The following is an 18,097-nucleotide window of genomic DNA, read 5'->3' as shown; positions in this document are numbered from 1 at the left end:
CGCGCTACTCCGACTCCGCGAGCGTGTCGCCCACGAGCGTCGAGAGGATCGACGCCTCCTGCAGCTGGCCGAGGATGCGCGAGGCGACCCGGCCCTCCTTGTCGAGGACGATCGTGGTGGGCACCGCGTTCGGCGGCACCTCGCCGGTGAAGGCGAGCTGCACCGAGGAGTCGGTGTCGACGATCGAGGGGTAGGTGAGTCCGTAGTTCGCGGAGAACGCGGCAGCCGTCGGCGCCTGGTCGCGCACGTTCACGCCGACGAACGAGACGTCCTGGTCGGCGAACTCGGTGTTGACCGTCTCGAGATCGGCCGCCTCGGCACGGCAGGGAGCGCAGCTGGCGTACCAGAAGTTGACCACCACGACGCGGCCGGCGAGATCCGCGGAGTCGATGGTCGCGCCGTCCTCGTCGGTCCCGGTGAACACGATCGCCTCGCCCCGCTGGTCGACGGGGACCTCCTTGATCGTGCCGTCGCCCGAGATGAAGCCGTTGTTCGTGCCTTGCCGGTAGTCCTCGGCGAGCTTGTCGCGGGTGCAGCCGCTCAGCGCGAGGGCGCCGACGAGCACGAGCACGCCGAGCGCGCGGGTCCGGCGCATCAGACGGCTCCGACGTCGGTCGCGAGACCCTGGAGGCCGGCCGCCGGGTCGGAGTAGCCGACCTCGACGAAGCGATCGCCCCGGCGCTCGAAGGTGGTGATGCTCGACAGCGCGCAGCGGCGCTTGCGCGGATCGTGGAAGAGCTTCTCCCCCGCGATCGCGCGGTGGGTGGTCCAGATCGGCAGCTGGTGGCTGACGAGCGCGGCGTCGCCGGAGGCCGTGCCCTGCCAGGCGGACTCGAGCGCCGCGTACATCCGCGCCGAGATGGAGAGGTAGGGCTCGCCCCAGCTGGGCTCGAAGGGGTTGCGGAGCAGCGGCCAGCTGCGCGGGTCCTTGAGCGCCGAGTTGCGGGCGGCGACGCGCTTGCCCTCGAAGCGGTTGGTCGGCTCGATCAGGCGCTCGTCGGTGACGATCTCGAGCTCGAAGGCCTGCGAGATCGGCTGGGCCGACTCCTGCGTGCGCTGCAGCGGCGAGGCGAACAGCGCCGTGACGGGGCGGCGGCGCTCGAGCAGGTCGTCGGCGGCGGAGCGCGCCATCCGGTTGCCCAGGTCCGAGAGCCGGAAGTGCGGGAGTCGCCCGTAGAGGACCCGGTCGGGGTTGAAGACCTCGCCGTGCCGCACGAGATGGATCTGATCGGCAACCACGAGCGTCAAGTGTACGGAACGCCGCGTGGAGGAACGCCGGGAATAGGGACGGCCGATCCGCACCTGTGCCGTGCCCGGCTGCGGCGGGCGGTCAACGCCGCGCGCTCACCGCCGCGGAGAGCCGGCGGACCAGGGAGCCGGGCAGGTGGCGCACCACGCTGATCGGCACGCCGAACCTCCAGGAGGGGATCGAGACGACCGAGCCGCGCGCCACGTCGCGCAGGAACTCCTCGACCACCGCGTCCGCGTCGAGCCAGAGGAAGGAGGGGATCGAGGCGGTGTCCATCGCCGCGCGCTCGTGGAACTCGGTGCGCACCCAGCCCGGGCAGAGCGCCGCGGCCCGCACGCCCGTACCGCGCAGCTCGACCGCCAGCGACTGGGTGAAGGCCGTCGCCCAGGCCTTGATCGCCGAGTACGGCCCGAGGTTCACGAAGCCGGCGACGCTCGACACGGTGAGGATCGCCCCGCGCCTGCGGCCGACCATCGCCTGCGCCGCGGCGCCGGAGAGCACTGACACGGAGCGGACCATCACCTCGAACGCCTCGTCCTGCGCCGCGACGTCGGGCTCGGCGAAGCTGCCGTCGATCCCGAAGCCGGCGTTGTTGACCAGCACCCGGACGGGCCGCTCGGGGTCGACGAGCCGGACGCGCACCCGCTCGACGTCGTCGCGGTCGGAGAGGTCGGCGGGCAGCACCTCGACGCGCGGGGCGCCGAGCGCGCGGAAGGCGGCGGCCGCCTCCTCGAGCCGGCCCCGGTCGCGCGCGACGAGGACGAGGTCGAAGCCCCGGCGGGCGAAGGCGCGCGCGAACGCGGCGCCGATGCCCGTGGACGCTCCGGTGATCAGTGCGGTGCTCATGCGGGTCTCCTCGGGGCGACCGTCCGCCGATGCTTCTCGGGCCGCGCGTCAAGTCTGCCGCGGAGTGTCAGCGAGCCGCAGAGGGATTCCAGCACCCCGCACCTCCGCGGCGACGCTGCCGTTCGCCCGGCGGGCAGCCACTCCGCCTCCAGCAGAGAGGGTTTCGCCGAACCGGGACGGCCGTTCGCCGAACTCCGACCCCGCACTTCAGCCCGAGAATCTTCGACACCACAATGCCTTCCCTTAGGGACCCCAGGCGGAGGGGTGAAAACGCTGACCTCGAGCAGCGACACACGTTCTTCAGACCGATCTCAACAATGAAGATAGCAACACGAAGACCACCACTAGACGCATTTCGCGCCTGCGCGTGAAATGGCGTGAAACGTCGTTTATTCACACACTGTCCCCCTTATGAGGGATTTCATAATCTCAGAGTTAATGTCGTTCTAGACGGGCTGGAACCCCACGGTTCCGCCGAGGCCGCTCCGCCTTGAAGAATGGCGCTCGCAGCCGGTTGCTGGCGCTCGCCTCGAAGAGATAAGGACATCACTAGGGAGAAGAAATGAATTTCACGAGAAGGCTGTCGAGAACCGCGGCATCAGTCGCAGCAGTCTGCCTCTGCATCGGCGCGACGGCAGTCGCACCACTTTCGAGCGCCGCAGACTGCGGTAGATCGACGTACTATTTCCAGGCATCCGGGTACTACTTCGGTCGCGGTGATTTCTGCCTCCGATCCGGTGACTACCGTGCTGAGTTCCAATCCGATCAGAACTTCGTCATCTACCGCGGGGACAGGCCGATCTGGGCGACGAAAACGGATCGAGGCGGCCTGGACCTGCTCCTGCACCCGACTGGTCTCAACATGCAGGAGGACGGAAACGCCGTCATCTACAGGAACAACTATCGACCGTCGTACGATGGAGGGCCCGGGGTCACCACGGTCGGTGGTGTCGACTGGGCTTCGAACACCAGTCCGCTACGTCCTCATCACAGGATGGTGATGCAGGCCGACGGCAACCTCGTCATCTATGCCGGATCCGGTGGCTCAACGGTTGCCCTCTGGAACTCGGGCACCGGACGCTGACCACTCGTCGGACGTGACCGAGACGGGGGCCGCCTCCCCCGCGCCCCTACCTGACGCGACTCGACGAGAATGCGCCCGTCCTCGCTGCGACATTCACTGATCGACGCAGGCCGAGGACGAAGCGCCTTGTCGGCGCCGTGGTTCGCTTCCTCGTCAGTGCTCGCGCAGAGCTGCCCACGGCCAGATCTGTCCGACGAGACGGTGGACGAGACAGTAGGCGCCGGCGATGACGAGCACCGTTCCGGTGAGGAGGCCCACCTCGGCGACCAGGTATCCCGGAGAGCTGACCGTCGAATCGATCAGCAGCGCCAGGCTCCCACTCCCCGACAACGCCGCGAAGGGCGCCCAACGTCGCCTGCCTGACCGGTGGTCGAGGAGGCCGGACGCGCCGCCGGCGAGTGTTCTGAGACGCCGCCGGACGAGGCGGTGCGCCACACCCCAGGACGCGAGAGATCCGACGGACGTCGCAGCAGCGATCGCAGGGATCACGAGCGCGGGCTCGAGCAACGATCCACCGAGGCCGGCCGCGAGGGCGACGCAACCCGATGAGACGCACTGGGTGACTAGCGAGTCCCGAGCTCGTCCGAGAGCGAACATCGCTCGATTCAGGACGTAAGTGAGGCTGAAGCCGATCAGTCCGACGGCGAGGATCTGCAGGACCTCACCGATGAGCGGCGTTCCCCAGAGCACGTCCGTCAGGAGCGGCGCGGCACCGAGATACAGAACCGTCGAGAGAGACGTGAGCAGAAGAACGACGTCCTCCGTCCGCCGAAGATTCCCGACAGCGGAAGAAAGGTCGCCGTCGCGGACAGCCGTGCTGAGCGGAGTGAACATCGCGGTAGCCACCGACGCGACCACGATGCCGTGCGGCAGCAGGAAGAGCAGCAGAGCGCTCGAGTAGGAGTTGAGGCTGGCGCCGTCGACTCCCCGCTCGTTCAGGGACTCCCCGGCCGCGGTCGCGACGTTCGAGACGACGATGTAGGCGGCTTCAGCCGCCAGGACTCCGCCGAAGACCCACGACGCGTCTCGGGAGACGGACGCGAGCCCACCGAACCCCAGACGCAGCCGGAACGTGTATCCCGTCGAGCGGAGGAACAGGACAGTGATCAGCCCCTGCACCGCGATCGACGCGGTAGCCGTGCCGCAGAGGAGGGCGACCATGCCGGACGTCCATTCGGCGACCGGCTTCTCCGCAGCCTCCGGGTAAGCCACCATGAAAGTCGCGATACCGAGAATGGAGACGAGATTCGCAGCTCCCGGCGCCCACGCGGCGGGACCGTACTTCTCGGAAGCATTGAGCAACTGGGCCCCCACCGCGAAGACGACGTAGAAGAACACCTGCGGTAGACACCAGTACGCCATCTGAGTGGCGAGTCCGGACCAGCTCTCCGACCAGCGGCTCGCATAGAGCGAGACGACGAGGGGCGCCGCGAAGGTGAGGGCGACGGTCACCACCGCGGCGCCCAGCAGGCAGACCGTGAGCATGCGCTCGAGAAGAGCGACTCCCTCCGATCCACTCATTCGCGCATGCACGATCTTCGGAATCAACACGGCACCGAGGACTCCGCCGGCGATGAGTCCGTACAGATAAGTGGGCGCCGAGTTCGCGACTTCGAAGACCTGACCGCCGACGGCACTGCTGGTCCCCCCGACGGCGGAGATGAGAAGGGAGAGTCGCACGAAACCGAGTACTCGCGAGCAGAGAGAGGCGAGCGCTATCCTCCCACTCGGGGATCGCGACAGGCCCGGTGTGATCATCTGCCGATTTTACGGGACCTTTCGGACATCCTTTCTCGCCCGCCTTCTCACTCACGTCATTCGTGAATTCGTGAAAGGCGAAGAATCTCAGCGGAAAGCGGCAGATGCTGCTCGCCTTCGCGCCGGACAGGACGGTCGATCTCCGGCGGCTGCGGATCAGGAGCCGGCCCCCTTGCGCGTCGTCTCGACGAGCGGGCGACGCTACCGCTCCGCTGACCGCCGACCGGCCGGCACCGCGGCGCTCGGCTCGCCGGCCGACAGCCGGCCGTCCCGCATCGTCGCGACGCGGTCCAGCCGCGGGAGGTGCGCCTCCTCGTGCGTCACCAGGAGCGTCGCCGTGCCGCGCTCGCGGGTGAGGCGGACGATCAGGTCGATGATCGCCGCGCCGCGCTCGGTGTCCAGGGCGCTCGTCGGCTCGTCGACCAGCAGGACCGACGGCGCGTTCATCAGCGCGCGGGCGATGTTCACCCGCTGCCGCTGACCGCCCGAGAGCTGCGCCGGGCGGGCGTGGGCGCGGTCCGCGAGACCGACCTCCGCGAGCAGCTCGTCCGCCCGCGCCGACGCCGAGGAGCGCCGCCGGTCGCCGAGCCGGTCCATCACCAGCAGCTGCTCGCGGGCCGTCAGCGCGGGCAGCAGGTTGGCCTGCTGGAAGACGATGCCGATCCGGGAGCGGCGCAGCCGGGCCGCCCCCGCCCGGGACAGGCGCGACACGTCGTCGCCGTCGATCAGCACGCGGCCGGAGTCCGGGCGGATCAGCGTCGCCGCCAGGGCGAGCAGGCTGGACTTGCCGGAGCCGCTCGGGCCGGTCAGCCCGGTCGTGGTCCCCGGCCGGCACTCGAGGTCGGCCCGGTCGACCGCGGTGAGGCGCGAGCCGCCGTCGTCGAAGGTGAGGGTGGCGTCGTGCAGTTCGATCATCGTGCGCTCCCGAGTGCGGTGAGGGGGTCGGTGGAGACGACGGCGCGCAGGGCCGCGGCGGCGCCGAGCAGCCCCAGCGCGATCATCAGCGCGGCCGGAGCCAGCGTGGTCACGGGACTGAGCAGGAAGGGCAGGGCGGAGCCGGCCAGGCTCCCGAGCCCGACCACGGCGAGCAGCCCCGCCCCCGTCCCGGCGATCAGCACGACGAGAGCCTGGCCGAGGGAGTCCCGGAGCAGCGAGCGCGTCGACGCTCCGAGGGCCTTCAGCACGGCGATGTCGCCGGAGCGCTGCATCGTCCAGACCGTGAAGAACGCGCCGACGACCAGCGCGGCGATCCCGAAGAGCATCGCGACCATCAGCAGCAGCGAGCCGATCTCGGACCGGAACGACCCGATCGCGGTGAGCGCGGCGAGCGGAGCGCGCGAGACCGTGCCGGTCGCCGCCTCCCCCGCCGCCCAGTCCGGCGAGCCGCGCACCGCGAGGACGGTCGCGTCGGCCGGCGTGCCGAGCGAGGCCGCGAGCGCCTGCCAGGCGGCGAGCGGGAGGCGGACGACGGGGGTGTGGCTGTACCAGTCGTCGCCGCCGATCGAGGAGACGACGGCGGAGGTGCCCGCGAGGCGCACGGTGTCGCCGACTCCGACGCCGAGCGCTCTCGCCGCCGGGGCCGAGAGGGCGATGCCGCCCGGGTCGGCGGGAGCCCCGAGCGCCGCGTCGACGCCGAGGACGGCGACCGCGACGCGCGCTCCGCCCGCCTCCGCCCGGGCCTGCAGCACGCCGAGCGGCTCGACGGACGCGACGCCCGGCAGCGCCGCCCACTCCGCCTCCTGCTGCGCGGTGACCGAGGAGTCGGCGAACGAGGGCGCGTCGTCACCGGCCGAGAAGACCAGGCGGTCGGCGGGGACGCTGAGCACCGCCGAGACGTTCTGCAGGGCCAGACCTCCGGTCAGGCCGGAGAGGAACCCGACCAGGAGGGTGAGCAGCGCGACCACCGCGCCGATGAGCAGGAATCGGCCGCGTGCGGAACGCAGCTCGCGCCAGGCGACGAACACGGGGACCTCCAGGGAGTCGATGCCGCGGGGATCGGCGGCCCCTCCAGCCTGGAAGCGGCGCGGATCCGGCGCATCGTGCGGTCGGCCGGGGCCGCCGCCCACTCTTCGAGGGTCGGCCGCCTCCTCCTTTCGCACGATGACAGGCAGCCCCGCGGTGCGTAGCGTTCCCCCGTGCCGCACACTCCGCTCGCCCCCGTCCTGACGGGACTGCGCGCGGGACTGCACCTCCTGGTCGGCGGCCTGCTCGCCCTCGTCGCCGTGCGCACGCTCGTCGAGCCCGGCCCGCGCACTCCGGCGGTGCTCCTGCTCTGCCTCCTCCTGCTCGGCGCGTACCTCGCCGGGCCGCGCTGGACGGCCCGCTCGCGGCGCCGCGGGCTGCTGTGGCTCGCGGGAGTGACCCTCGCCTGGGCCGCGCTCGTCCTGCTCGAGTCCGACGCCGCCTACCTCGCGTTCCCGCTGTTCTTCCTGGCGATGCACGTACTGCCCCCGCGGGCGGCGATCGCCGCGGTGCTCGGCCTCACCGGCATCGCCGTCGCGGCCCTCGGCTGGGACGGCCGGTGGAGCATCGGCGGGGTCGTCGGGCCGGTGATCGCCGCCGGGATCGCGATCCTGATCGGCCTCGCCGCGCGCGCCCTCGCCCGGGAGGCGCGCGAGCGGGAGGAGCTGCTCGCCGAGCTGCTCGCCACCCGCGACCGGCTCGGCGCGAGCGAGCGCGCGGCCGCCGTCGCCGAGGAGCGCTCGCGGCTGGCCCGCGAGATCCACGACACCGTCGCGCAGGGTCTCTCCAGCATCCAGATGCTGCTGCACGCGGCCGAGCGCGCGGACCCGGGGCGGCCGGGGATCGAGCACGTCCGCCTCGCCCGGGAGACCGCCGCGGCGGATCTGGACGAGACCCGGCGCTTCATCCGCGAGCTCTCCCCGCCCGCCCTCGACAGCGAGAGCATCGACGGAGCGCTGCGGCGACTGGCCGCCACGCACTGGGAGCGCTCGGGAGTCGTCGTGACGGTCGACGCCGAGGACGGCCGCGCGCTGCCGATGCAGACGCAGACGGCGCTGCTCCGGCTCGCCCAGGGCGCGGTCGCGAACGCGCTGCAGCACTCGGGAGCGAGCACGGTCGCGCTGACGCTCCGCAGCGACGGGCGCACCGCCCACCTCGAGATCGCGGACGACGGGACCGGCTTCGATCCCGAGGCGGACACTCCCTCGGCCCGGCCGGACTCCTTCGGCCTGCGGGCGATGCGCGAGCGGGCCGAGCAGCTCGGCGGGCGGCTGGACGTCGACTCCTCGCCGGCCGGGACGACGGTCCGCGCCGAGCTCCCCGCGGGGGGCGCCGCGTGATCCGCGTGCTCCTCGTCGACGACCACCCCATCGTCCGCGCCGGGCTGCGCGCGCTGATAGGCGCGGAGGACGGACTGACCGTGGTCGGCGAGGCCGGCTCCCCCGCGGAGGCGATCGACGCCGCCGCCCACCTGCACCCGGACGTGGTGCTGATGGACCTGCGCTTCGGCGCCGACCGGGAGACCGGCGTCGACGCGACGCGGGCGCTGCGCTCCTCCGCCGAGCCGCCCTCCGTCCTCGTCCTCACAACCTACGACACCGACGCGGACATCCTGGGCGCGGTGGAGGCCGGCGCGAGCGGCTACCTGCTCAAGGACGCGCCGCCGGAGGAGCTGCTCGCGGCGATCCGCGCGGCCGCCGCCGGCGAGAGCGCGCTCGCCCCCGCCGTCGCCGCACGGCTGTTCGAGCGCCTCCGCTCCCCCGCCCCGCGGCTCAGCGCCCGCGAGACCGAGGTGCTCGCCCTCGTCGCCCAGGGCCTCAGCAACACCGAGGTCGCCGCCCGGCTGTTCGTGACGGAGACCACGGTCAAGTCGCACCTCGCGCACGTGTTCGCGAAGCTCGGCGTCGCCTCCCGCACCGCCGCCGTCTCGGCGGCCCGCCGCCTGGGCGTGCTGCGCTGACCCCTCAGCGGACCCCGCGGGTAGACTCCCCTACCGTGACCGACGAGACCCGCCTCCCCCGAACCACCGTCAGCAAGCTCGCCGCGCTCGAGGACGGGCCGGTGCGCGTCGCCGGCTGGGTCGAGACCGTGCGCGATCAGAAGAAGGTGCAGTTCGTCGTCCTCCGCGACGAGTCCGGCGCCGTGCAGCTGGTGAACCCGGCCGTCCGCGAGGCCGTCGAGGGCGACGACGCCTCCGCCGCGAAGCTCGCGATCACCGAGGCGATCTCCGGGCTCGCGCAGGGCTCGTTCGTCAGCGTGACCGGTCAGCTCAAGCACGACGAGCGCGTCAAGCTCGGCGGCCTCGAGGTCAAGCTCGAGTCGCTCGACATCGTCAGCGCGTCGATCCCCGAGGCGCCGATCGCGGCCGACTCCGGCATCGACAAGCGGATGGACTGGCGCTTCCTCGACCTGCGCCGCCCCGAGCAGAACCTGATCGCCCGGGTGCAGACCACGTTCGAGCACGCGCTGCGCACGTACTGGATCGAGCACGACTTCATCGAGATCCACACCCCGAAGCTGATGGCGAGCGCCTCCGAGTCGCGCGCCGAGCTCTTCGAGGTCGAGTACTTCGAGACCAAGGCCTACCTCGCGCAGAGCCCGCAGTTCTTCAAGCAGATGGCGCAGCCGGCCGGCTTCGGCAAGGTGTTCGAGGTCGGGCCCGCGTTCCGCGCCGACCCGAGCTTCACCTCCCGGCACGCGACCGAGTTCACCAGCGTCGACGCCGAGGTCTCCTGGATCGACTCGCACGAGGACGTGATGGAGCTGCACGAGCAGCTCATCGTCGCCGGCCTCACCGCGGTCGTCGAGAAGCACGGCGAGGCGATCAAGGCGCTCTTCGACATCGACCTGCGCGTGCCGACCACGCCGTTCCCGCGCATCCCGCTCGCCGAGGCCAAGCGGATCGTCGCCGAGCGCGGCTACGAGGTGCCCCGCGCCGACGACGACATGGACCCCGAGGGCGAGCGCCGCATCGCGGCCTACGTGCAGGAGGAGTTCGGCCACGACTTCGTCTTCCTGACCGACTACGCCTCGAGCATCCGGCCGTTCTACCACATGCGCCGCGAGGGCGACGGGACGATCACCAACAGCTACGACCTCATCTACAACGGCGTCGAGATCTCCACCGGAGCGCAGCGCGAGCACCGCGTCGACGTCCTCGTCGAGCAGGCGCGCGAGAAGGGCCTGGAGCCGGAGGAGCTCGAGTTCTACCTCGACTTCTTCCGCTACGGCGTCCCCCCGCACGGCGGCTTCGGCATGGGCCTCTCCCGCGTGATCATGCTGATGCTCGGCCAGGCGAACCTTCGCGAGGTCACCTACCTCTTCCGAGGCCCGACGCGCCTGCTGCCGTAGGCGCCGGGGTCTCGCCCCCTGCTGATCGAGTAGCCCTCGCAGAGGGCGTATCGAGATCCACCCGCTTGCACGACGGCGGGTCTCGATACGCCGCTGCGCGGCTACTCGACCAGCAAAAAGGTGCGCATGCGTCCGTTTCATGCTGATCGAGTAGCCCGCGGAGCGGGCGTATCGAGATCCGCTCGTCAGCGGGGCAGGCGCTCGTACGGGACGCGGCGGCTGAGCCAGGCGAGCAGGCCGGCGACGAGCGCCGCGACCGCCGCGGGGACGAGCAGCAGCCAGAGCGCCGACGTGACCGCGACGAGCGCGAGCGCCACCGCGGCGACGCCGGCGCCGATCGCGAAGTTCCAGCGCACGTCGGTCGCCACCCCGGCCTCCGGTCGCGCCCAGAGCACGACGAGCGCCGTCGCGATCGGGCCGAGCAGCAGCCCGAGCACGAACCAGCGCCAGCGCGAGCGGCCCTTCTGCTCGGCGAGGCCGGCCGTGACGATGGCGAGAGCGAACCAGAGCCAGCCGGAGCCTTGCGTGAGTGTCATGCCCGGAGCCTACGGCGCGGGCAGGATCATCAGGTCGAGGTAGTCGGTCAGGCAGGCCACCATGTCGACCGCGTCGTTCTCCAGCAGCCACTGCAGCTGGATGCCGTCCCAGAGCGCGATGATCGAGGCGGCCACCCGGTCCGGATCCGCGCCCTCGCGCAGCCGGCCCGCGGCGCGCAGCTCCCGGAGCTGGCCGGCGTAGTCCGCGCGCAGCCGCTGGAAGCGCGACGCGAAGAAGTCCCGCCCCGGGTGCTCGTCGGTCGTCGACTCGCCGCAGAGCACCGCGTAGAGCTCGATCACCCCGGGCGCCCTCTCGTTGTAGCGGGTCTGGCGGACGATGCCCTCGACGAGCCCCTCCTCGGGATCGGCGGGTGTCGAGCCGTCGCCGGTGATCCGGTCTCGGTGCTGCAGCACGGCCAGGAGCAGATCGGTCTTCGACGGGAAGTAGTGCAGCAGGCTCGTCTGGCTGAGCCCGACCCGGTCGGCGACGTCCTGCAGCGAGCCGCGGGCGTAGCCGCGGGCGGCGAAGACCGCGTGCGCCGCCTCGATGATCGCGCGCCGCCGCTCGGCCGACTTCGCATAGGGGCCGCGGCGCGCGCTCCGGGTGGTGCCCGCCTCCGCCATCAGCCGCTCCTCGCCCTCGAAGTGCCGGCTGCGCAGCCGGTCGATCGCCCAGCGTAGCGCGCGCTCGGAGCGACCGAGCGGTGACGTCCACCAATTTCGAGTACGCACTCGAAATTGTGATAGCGTCCGGATCAGCCGGGCGGACTGGTCCCGGACTCCACCACGATGAAGTGAGGGACACATGCATCCGTTCACCCGGCGACAGCTGCTCGCCGCGGGCCTCGGCACCGCGGCACTCGGCGGCCTCACCGCCTGCTCCACGCCCGGCACCGTCTCGGTCAACGCCGGCGCGGCGATCCCGGCGGCCGACGGGCCGATCCGGCTCCAGTACTGGGCCTGGCTCAAGGACCTGCAGAAGGTCTGCGACGTCTGGAACGCCTCGCACCCCGAGGTCCAGGTCGACGCGGTCTGGATCCCCGGCGGCAACGCCGGCGGCTATCAGAAGCTCTACTCGGCCCTCGCGGCCGGCGGCGGTCCCGACCTCGGCCAGGTCGAGATGCGCTCGCTCCCCGAGTTCCTGCTCGTGAACGGCCTCGTCGACCTCAACCGCTACGGCGCCGAGGACTACGCCGACCGCTACGACCCCACGCTCTGGGGCCAGGTCAGCTACACCGGCGGCGTCTACGGGATCCCGCAGGACAGCGGTCCGATGGCGCTGTTCTACCAGCCGGAGATCTTCGACAGCGTCGGCGCCGAGACGCCCACCACCTGGGACGACTGGGCCGCGGTCGCGACCGAGCTGCGCGGCGTCGACTCCTACATCGACTGCTTCCCGCTCGCCGACGCCTCCGTCTTCGCCGCCTTCGCGACGCAGGCCGGCGCGCAGTGGCTGACGGCGGAGGAGGACGGCTGGGTCATCGACATGACCGACGAGGCCACCACGAAGGTCGCCGCCTTCTTCGACTCCGCGATCGACCAGGACCTGGTCGAGGTCGGCTACGGCGCCTACTCCCCCGCCTGGTTCGCGGCCGCCGCGAACGGCGGGATCGCCTCCTGCACGACCGCGAGCTGGGGCGACGCCCTGATCGAGGGCGTCAGCGGCGGCGCCGGCAAGTGGCGCGCGGCGCCGATGCCGGTCTGGGAGGGCACGGGCTACGGCTCGAGCTTCCTCGGCGGCTCGACGGCCGCGGTCTTCGCGAACAGCAAGCACCCCAAGGAGGCGCTCGAGTTCGCCGTCTGGATGACCACCACGCAGGAGGGCATCGACGCGATGATCGCCAACAGCGGCATCGGCTGGTCCCCGGCGGTCGGCGAGATCGGCTCGGTCCGGAAGGGCCCGAGCGACTTCTTCAGCGGCCAGAACTACAACGAGGACGTCTTCGTCCCCGCCGCGACGGAGCAGAACCCGGACTGGTCCTGGTGGCCGGTGACCCAGCAGTCGTTCAACATCCTCAGCGACGGCTTCCGCAAGAAGGCGTCCGGGCTCTCGCTCGTCGACGCCGTCGCACAGGCGGAGCAGCAGATCATCACGGTCTTCCAGAACAAGGGCCTCAGCATCAGGAAGGCCTCCGCATGACCACCACGACCTCCCCCGCCGCCGCCGCGGTCGCCGCCACCTCGAAGGCGCCCGGCGCCTCGAAGCGGAGCCGCTCCGTCACCCGCGCCCCGTGGATCCTGCTGGCGCCGTTCCTGGCGCTCTTCGTCCTCACCTTCATCATCCCGATCGTCGTCGCCATCGGCTCGAGCTTCACGAAGGTGACCCGCTCGGGCCTCTTCGGCGAGGCGGGCGTGACCAGCGGCTTCGCCGGCTTCGACAACTACGCGCAGGCCCTCGCCGACGGCAACTTCATCGCCTCGATCGGCCGGATGTTCCTCTTCGGCATCGTGCAGGTGCCGATCATGATCGCGCTGTGCACGGTGCTCGCGCTGATGCTCGAGTCCGCGTCCGCGCGCTTCCCCGGCTTCTTCCGCGCCGCGTACTTCCTGCCCTACGGCGTCCCGGGCGTCATCGCGACGATCCTGTGGTCCTTCCTCTACGTGCCCGGGCTCAGCCCGATCATCGATGCCGCGAACGTGGTCGGCCTCGACCCCGACTTCCTCGGCGCGAACTCGGTGCTCTGGTCGATCGCGAACATCTCGCTCTGGAGCTACACCGGCTACAACATGCTGATCATCGTCGCTCAGCTGAAGTCGATCCCGGTCGAGCTCTACGAGGCCGCGAAGGTCGACGGAGCCTCCACCTGGCGGGTCGCGCGCAGCATCCAGCTGCCGCTGATCCGCCCGGCCCTCGTGCTCACGACGATCTTCTCGATCATCGGCACGCTCCAGCTGTTCGCCGAGGCGCAGGTGCTGAAGACGGTCGCACCCGCGATCGACAGCCAGTACACGCCGAACCTCAGCGCGTACACCACCGCCTTCGCCTACAACGACTACAACGTCGCCGCCGCGCAGGCCGTGCTGATCGCGCTCGTCGCGTTCGCCCTCTCCTTCACGTTCCTCTCGATCTCGAACAGGAAGTCCTCATGAGCACGACGGAGCGCGCCACCGCCGATGCGCCCACGACCACCGGCATCGTCACCGCTGAACGGCCCGCGAAGGCCGGCCGCGGCCCCGACCGCTCGGCCGGGCGCAACCGCGCCTCGACGATCATCGTCACCGCGATCCTCGTCGTCGTCGCGATCTACTTCCTGATCCCGGTCTACTGGGTCGTCGTCGCCGCGACGAAGACCACCGGCGACCTCTTCGCCACCTACGGCTTCTGGTTCGCGCCGACCTTCGCGCTCTGGGACAACCTGGGCCAGGTGCTGACCTACGACGGCGGCATCTTCGTCCGCTGGTTCCTCAACTCCGTCCTTTACGCCGGCGTCGGTGCGCTGCTCGCGACCTACCTCGCGGCCGCGGGCGGCTACGCGCTGGCGAAGTACGAGTTCAGGGGCAGCAAGCTCGTCTTCGGCACGATCCTCGCGGGCGTCCTCGTCCCCGGGACCGCCACCGCGCTCCCGCTGTTCCTGCTCTTCAGCCAGATGGGCATCGCGAACACCTATTGGAGCGTGCTGATCCCCTCGCTGGTCTCGCCGTTCGGCCTGTTCCTCTGCCGGATCTACGCGCAGGCGACGGTCGACACGGCCATCATCGAGGCCGCCAGGATCGACGGTGCGAGCGAGCTGCGGATCTTCCACACCCTCGGGCTGCGGATCCTCACTCCGGCGCTGGTCACCGTGTTCCTCTTCCAGCTGGTCGGGATCTGGAACAACTACTTCCTGCCGCTCGTGATGCTCTCGGACACCGAGCTCTTCCCGATCACCCTCGGCCTGAACAACTGGCTCAGCCAGGTGGACCGGCTGCCCGAGTTCTACGAGCTCACGACCGGCGGCGTCCTGCTGTCGATCATCCCGCTCGCCATCGCCATGATCGTGCTGCAGCGCTTCTGGCGCGGCGGCCTGACCGAAGGATCCGTCAAGTGACCCTCGCCCCGACGTCCCCCCACTACCTCGCCGACACCGGCCCCGGCTCCGGCCGCCGCCGCGCCGCCCGCTCGTGGCTGCACACCGACGCGCCGACGCTCTCGCTCGACGGGGACTGGCGCTTCCGCCTGCTGCCCGCCGCGCCGGGAACGCCCGGCGGCGCCGACGCGCTGCCCGAGGGCGAGGGGGTGGACGACGTCGGGGCGGAGTCCTTCGACGACTCCGGCTGGGACGTGCTGCCCGTCCCGTCGCACTGGGTCCTCCAGGGCGACGGGCGCTACGGACTCCCCGCCTACACGAACGTGCAGTTCCCCTTCCCGACCGAGCCGCCGTTCGTCCCGGACGAGAACCCGACCGGCGACCACCGCCGCAGCTTCGAGCTGCCGGAGTCGTTCGCCGGCGCCGAGGCGGTCGTGCTCCGCTTCGACGGGGTCGAGTCGCGCTACCGCGTCTGGGTCAACGGCGTCGAGATCGGCATCGGCTCGGGCAGCCGGCTCGCGCAGGAGTTCGACGTCACCGAGGCGGTGCGGCCCGGCGAGAACCTCGTCGTCGTCCGCGTGCACCAGTGGTCCGCCGCGAGCTACGTCGAGGACCAGGACCAGTGGTGGCTGCCGGGGATCTTCCGCTCGGTGCACCTGATCGCCCGCCCGGTCGGCGGCGTCGAGGACGTCTTCGTGCGCGCCTCCTTCGCCGCCGGCGCGGGCCGGATCGAGACCGAGCTGACGGCGGACGACGCGGCCTTCCCGGTCACCCTCCGCGTCCCCGAGCTCGGGATCGAGACGGTCTGGGCGAGCGCCGCGGACGTCGCTCCGATCGAGGTGCCGGCCGTCGAGCCGTGGTCGGCGGAGGCACCCCGGCTCTACGAGGCCGAGGTCGCCTCCTCGGGCGAGACGGTCTCGCTCCGCCTGGGCTTCCGCACCATCGAGATCCGCGGCGACCGCTTCCTGGTCAACGGCGAGCGCGTCGTCTTCCACGGCGTCAACCGCCACGAGACGCACCCCGACCGCGGCCGCGCCTTCGACGAGGACTTCGCCCGAGCGGACCTCGCGATGATGAAGCGGTTCAACGTCAACGCGATCCGCACCAGCCACTACCCGCCGCACCCGCGCCTGCTCGACCTCGCCGACGAGCTCGGCTTCTGGGTGATCCTCGAGTGCGACCTCGAGACCCACGGCTTCGAGCGCTACGGCTGGAAGGGCAACCCCAGCGACGACCCGGCCTGGCGCGAGGCGTACCTCGACCGGATCGAGCGCACCGTCGAGCGCGACAAGAACCACCCGAGCATCGTGATCTGGTCGCTCGGCAATGAGGCCGGCACCGGCGCGAACCTCGCCGCCATGTCGTCCTGGGTGCACGGCCGCGACCCCGAGCGCCCCGTGCACTACGAAGGCGACTACACCGGCGCCTACACCGACGTCTACTCGCGGATGTACTCGTCGATCCCCGAGACCGAGCAGATCGGACGCGACGACTCGCGGACGCCGCTGCTCGGCTGCTCCGCGGGCGAGTCGGCGCGCCAGCGCTCGAAGCCGTTCCTGCTCTGCGAGTACGTGCACGCGATGGGCAACGGGCCCGGAGCGATCGACCAGTACGAGGACCTCGTCGACCGCTACCCGCGGCTGCACGGCGGCTTCGTCTGGGAGTGGCGCGACCACGGTCTGCGCGCCCGCACGGCCGAGGGCGTCGAGTACTACGCCTACGGCGGCGACTTCGGCGAGGTCGTGCACGACGGCAACTTCGTGATGGACGGCATGGTCCTCTCCGACGGCACGCCGAGCCCCGGGCTGTTCGAGTGGAAGCAGATCGTGGCGCCGGTGCGCGTCACGGTCGAGGCGGACGCCGTGCTGGTCGAGAACCGCCGGCACGACGCCTCGACCGCCGACCTGCGCTTCGCGTGGCGGGTGGAGCTCGACGGCAGGGTCACCGCGGAGGGCGTGCTCGACGCTCCCGCGATCGCGGCCGGCGACTCCGCTCGGCTCGCGCTGCCCTCCTTCGACGTGCCGACCGGCGGCGAGGCGTGGCTGACCGTCGACGCGGCGCTCGCGTCGAGCACCGTCTGGGCCGAGGAGGGGCACGTGATCTCCACCGGTCAGCGCCGTCTCTCCGCGCTCGCACCGATGCCCGCCTGGGCCCGCTCGCCCCGCGGCGGCGCGTCCGTCGAGGGCGATCTGGGGCTCGCGAGCTTCCGGAACGGCCGGCTCACCGCTCTGGCCGGGCTGGCGGTCGACGGACCGCGCGCCGAGCTCTGGCGTGCGCCGACCGACAACGACGAGGGCGACGGCTTCCCCGGGTACACCGAGGGCGACCCCCGCGCCGGCAACGGCAACGGCGTGCCCGCGCCGTCCTCCGCGTCGCGCTGGCGCGAGGCGGGACTGGACCGGCTGGTGGGCCGGGTCGAGTCGGTCGACACCTCGTCGGGGGTCCGCCGGCGCACCCGCTGGTCCGCCGCCGACCTCGACGCGGCGCTCCTCGTCGAGGAGCACTGGAGCCTCGACGGCGACGCGGTCGTCCTCCGGGTCGACCTGGTGCCGACCCGCGGCTGGGGCTCGGTCTGGCCGCGGCTGGGCATCCGACTCGACCTCCCGGCGTCGGTCGACGGCGCGGAGTGGTTCGGCACCGGACCGCGGGAGTCGTATCCCGACAGCATGCGCGCGACCAGGGTCGGCCGCTTCTCGGCCGGCATCGACGAGCTCAAGACGGAGTACGCGCGCCCGCAGGAGAACGGTCACCGCAGCGCCGTGCGGGAGCTGGTCCTCAGCGAGGGCGGGTCCGCTCGCCTGCGCATCGAGGCGGCAGCCGACCTGCACGGCCGGCTGCCCGGATTCACGCTCGCGCGCCACACCGCGCACGAGCTGACGGCGGCGGGCCACCCGCACGAGCTGCCCGCGTCCACCCGCTCGGTGCTCACGATCGACGCCGCCCAGCACGGCCTCGGCTCGCGCGCCTGCGGCCCGGACGTCTGGCCCGACTTCCAGCTGCGCCCGGAGGCCCGCACGATCCTGCTCCGCTTCACCGCCGCCGCCTGACGGACAGCGGGTCTCGATACGCCCTCCGGGCTACTCGACCAGCATGAAGGACGGCTGCGCCGCGCTCCTTCGAGGCGCGCGCCTCGCCCCCGCCGATGCCGGCGCACTCACCATGCTGATCGAGTAGCCCGCGCAGCGGGCGTATCGAGATCCACCACCGTCAGCACCCGGGTCTGCAGACCAGCCGTGCTGAGGACGGCGGGTCTCGATACGCCCCTGCGGGGCTACTCGACCAACATGGGGGGCGCATGCGCCGC

Annotated in this window: 16 protein-coding genes; 8 read left to right on the top strand and 8 right to left on the bottom strand. The window is 71.5% G+C overall.

Annotated elements, in window-relative coordinates; genetic code table 11:
• Window positions 1–4 precede the first annotated feature (4 nt).
• The 3 genes from EDF43_RS14955 to EDF43_RS14945 form a co-directional block, all read right to left on the bottom strand.
• Window positions 5–595, bottom strand: coding sequence for a TlpA disulfide reductase family protein (locus tag EDF43_RS14955; protein WP_132437524.1), 591 nt, complete (start codon window positions 593–595; stop codon window positions 5–7).
• Window positions 595–1,239 (bottom strand): histidine phosphatase family protein, encoded by a 645-nt coding sequence (locus EDF43_RS14950; protein WP_123736779.1) that lies wholly within the window; start codon window positions 1,237–1,239, stop codon window positions 595–597. Before EDF43_RS14950 ends, EDF43_RS14955 begins: the two co-directional genes overlap by 1 nt.
• A gap of 91 nt (window positions 1,240–1,330) precedes the next feature.
• Window positions 1,331–2,095: an SDR family NAD(P)-dependent oxidoreductase gene (locus EDF43_RS14945; protein WP_132437523.1), complete on the bottom strand. Its 765-nt coding sequence runs from the start codon at window positions 2,093–2,095 to the stop codon at window positions 1,331–1,333.
• A 562-nt stretch (window positions 2,096–2,657) separates the two neighbouring features.
• On the opposite strand from EDF43_RS14945, the gene EDF43_RS14940 reads away from it, so the two are divergent.
• Window positions 2,658–3,179 (top strand): hypothetical protein, encoded by a 522-nt coding sequence (locus EDF43_RS14940; RefSeq protein WP_123736777.1) that lies wholly within the window; start codon window positions 2,658–2,660, stop codon window positions 3,177–3,179.
• 153 nt (window positions 3,180–3,332) lie between these two features.
• On the opposite strand, the gene EDF43_RS14935 is transcribed toward EDF43_RS14940, so the two are convergent.
• The 3 genes from EDF43_RS14935 to EDF43_RS14925 form a co-directional block, all read right to left on the bottom strand.
• Window positions 3,333–4,937, bottom strand: a complete 1,605-nt coding sequence (locus tag EDF43_RS14935; protein WP_132437522.1) for a lipid II flippase MurJ — start codon at window positions 4,935–4,937, stop codon at window positions 3,333–3,335.
• A 201-nt stretch (window positions 4,938–5,138) separates the two neighbouring features.
• Window positions 5,139–5,852 carry an ABC transporter ATP-binding protein gene (locus EDF43_RS14930; protein ID WP_132437521.1) on the bottom strand — a complete coding sequence of 238 codons (714 nt, stop codon included), beginning with the start codon at window positions 5,850–5,852 and terminating at the stop codon, window positions 5,139–5,141.
• Window positions 5,849–6,901, bottom strand: a complete 1,053-nt coding sequence (locus tag EDF43_RS14925; protein WP_132437634.1) for an ABC transporter permease — start codon at window positions 6,899–6,901, stop codon at window positions 5,849–5,851. Before EDF43_RS14925 ends, EDF43_RS14930 begins: the two co-directional genes overlap by 4 nt.
• 171 nt (window positions 6,902–7,072) lie before the next feature.
• Here EDF43_RS14925 and EDF43_RS14920 point away from each other — a divergent pair, with 171 nt between their 5' ends.
• Genes EDF43_RS14920 through aspS form a run of 3 tightly spaced genes read left to right on the top strand, consistent with a single transcriptional unit; the run spans window position 7,073 to window position 10,250 of the window.
• On the top strand, window positions 7,073–8,239 hold the full coding sequence (locus tag EDF43_RS14920) for a sensor histidine kinase (RefSeq protein ID WP_132437520.1): 1,167 nt from the start codon (window positions 7,073–7,075) through the stop codon (window positions 8,237–8,239).
• Window positions 8,236–8,859, top strand: coding sequence for a response regulator transcription factor (locus tag EDF43_RS14915; RefSeq protein WP_123736772.1), 624 nt, complete (start codon window positions 8,236–8,238; stop codon window positions 8,857–8,859). Before EDF43_RS14920 ends, EDF43_RS14915 begins: the two co-directional genes overlap by 4 nt.
• Before the next feature lie 35 nt (window positions 8,860–8,894).
• The gene (gene aspS / locus EDF43_RS14910; protein ID WP_243646331.1) at window positions 8,895–10,250 is read left to right on the top strand and encodes an aspartate--tRNA(Asn) ligase; all 1,356 of its coding nucleotides are present in this window, start codon (window positions 8,895–8,897) and stop codon (window positions 10,248–10,250) included.
• A gap of 185 nt (window positions 10,251–10,435) precedes the next feature.
• Here aspS and EDF43_RS14905 read toward each other — a convergent pair whose 3' ends face one another.
• Window positions 10,436–10,786, bottom strand: a complete 351-nt coding sequence (locus EDF43_RS14905) for a hypothetical protein (protein ID WP_123446611.1) — start codon at window positions 10,784–10,786, stop codon at window positions 10,436–10,438.
• Between the two features lie 9 nt (window positions 10,787–10,795).
• Window positions 10,796–11,518: a TetR/AcrR family transcriptional regulator gene (locus tag EDF43_RS14900; protein WP_243646330.1), complete on the bottom strand. Its 723-nt coding sequence runs from the start codon at window positions 11,516–11,518 to the stop codon at window positions 10,796–10,798.
• A 73-nt stretch (window positions 11,519–11,591) separates the two neighbouring features.
• Here EDF43_RS14900 and EDF43_RS14895 point away from each other — a divergent pair, with 73 nt between their 5' ends.
• Genes EDF43_RS14895 through EDF43_RS14880 form a run of 4 tightly spaced genes read left to right on the top strand, consistent with a single transcriptional unit; the run spans window position 11,592 to window position 17,840 of the window.
• A complete protein-coding gene (locus EDF43_RS14895; protein ID WP_132437519.1) occupies window positions 11,592–12,926 on the top strand; it encodes an extracellular solute-binding protein in 1,335 nt (444 codons plus the stop codon).
• On the top strand, window positions 12,923–13,876 hold the full coding sequence (locus EDF43_RS14890; protein ID WP_123732826.1) for a sugar ABC transporter permease: 954 nt from the start codon (window positions 12,923–12,925) through the stop codon (window positions 13,874–13,876). The genes EDF43_RS14895 and EDF43_RS14890 overlap by 4 nt, the downstream gene beginning before the upstream one ends.
• Window positions 13,873–14,814 carry a carbohydrate ABC transporter permease gene (locus EDF43_RS14885; protein WP_132437518.1) on the top strand — a complete coding sequence of 314 codons (942 nt, stop codon included), beginning with the start codon at window positions 13,873–13,875 and terminating at the stop codon, window positions 14,812–14,814. The genes EDF43_RS14890 and EDF43_RS14885 overlap by 4 nt, the downstream gene beginning before the upstream one ends.
• The gene (locus tag EDF43_RS14880; RefSeq protein ID WP_132437517.1) at window positions 14,811–17,840 is read left to right on the top strand and encodes a glycoside hydrolase family 2 TIM barrel-domain containing protein; all 3,030 of its coding nucleotides are present in this window, start codon (window positions 14,811–14,813) and stop codon (window positions 17,838–17,840) included. Before EDF43_RS14885 ends, EDF43_RS14880 begins: the two co-directional genes overlap by 4 nt.
• The last annotated feature ends 257 nt before the right edge of the window (window positions 17,841–18,097 follow it).

Source organism: Rathayibacter sp. PhB179, assembly GCF_004345345.1.
Classification (GTDB): domain Bacteria; phylum Actinomycetota; class Actinomycetes; order Actinomycetales; family Microbacteriaceae; genus Rathayibacter; species Rathayibacter festucae.
Note: the sequence above shows the minus strand (reverse complement) of the source record. Positions and strands in the feature narration are given on the sequence as shown.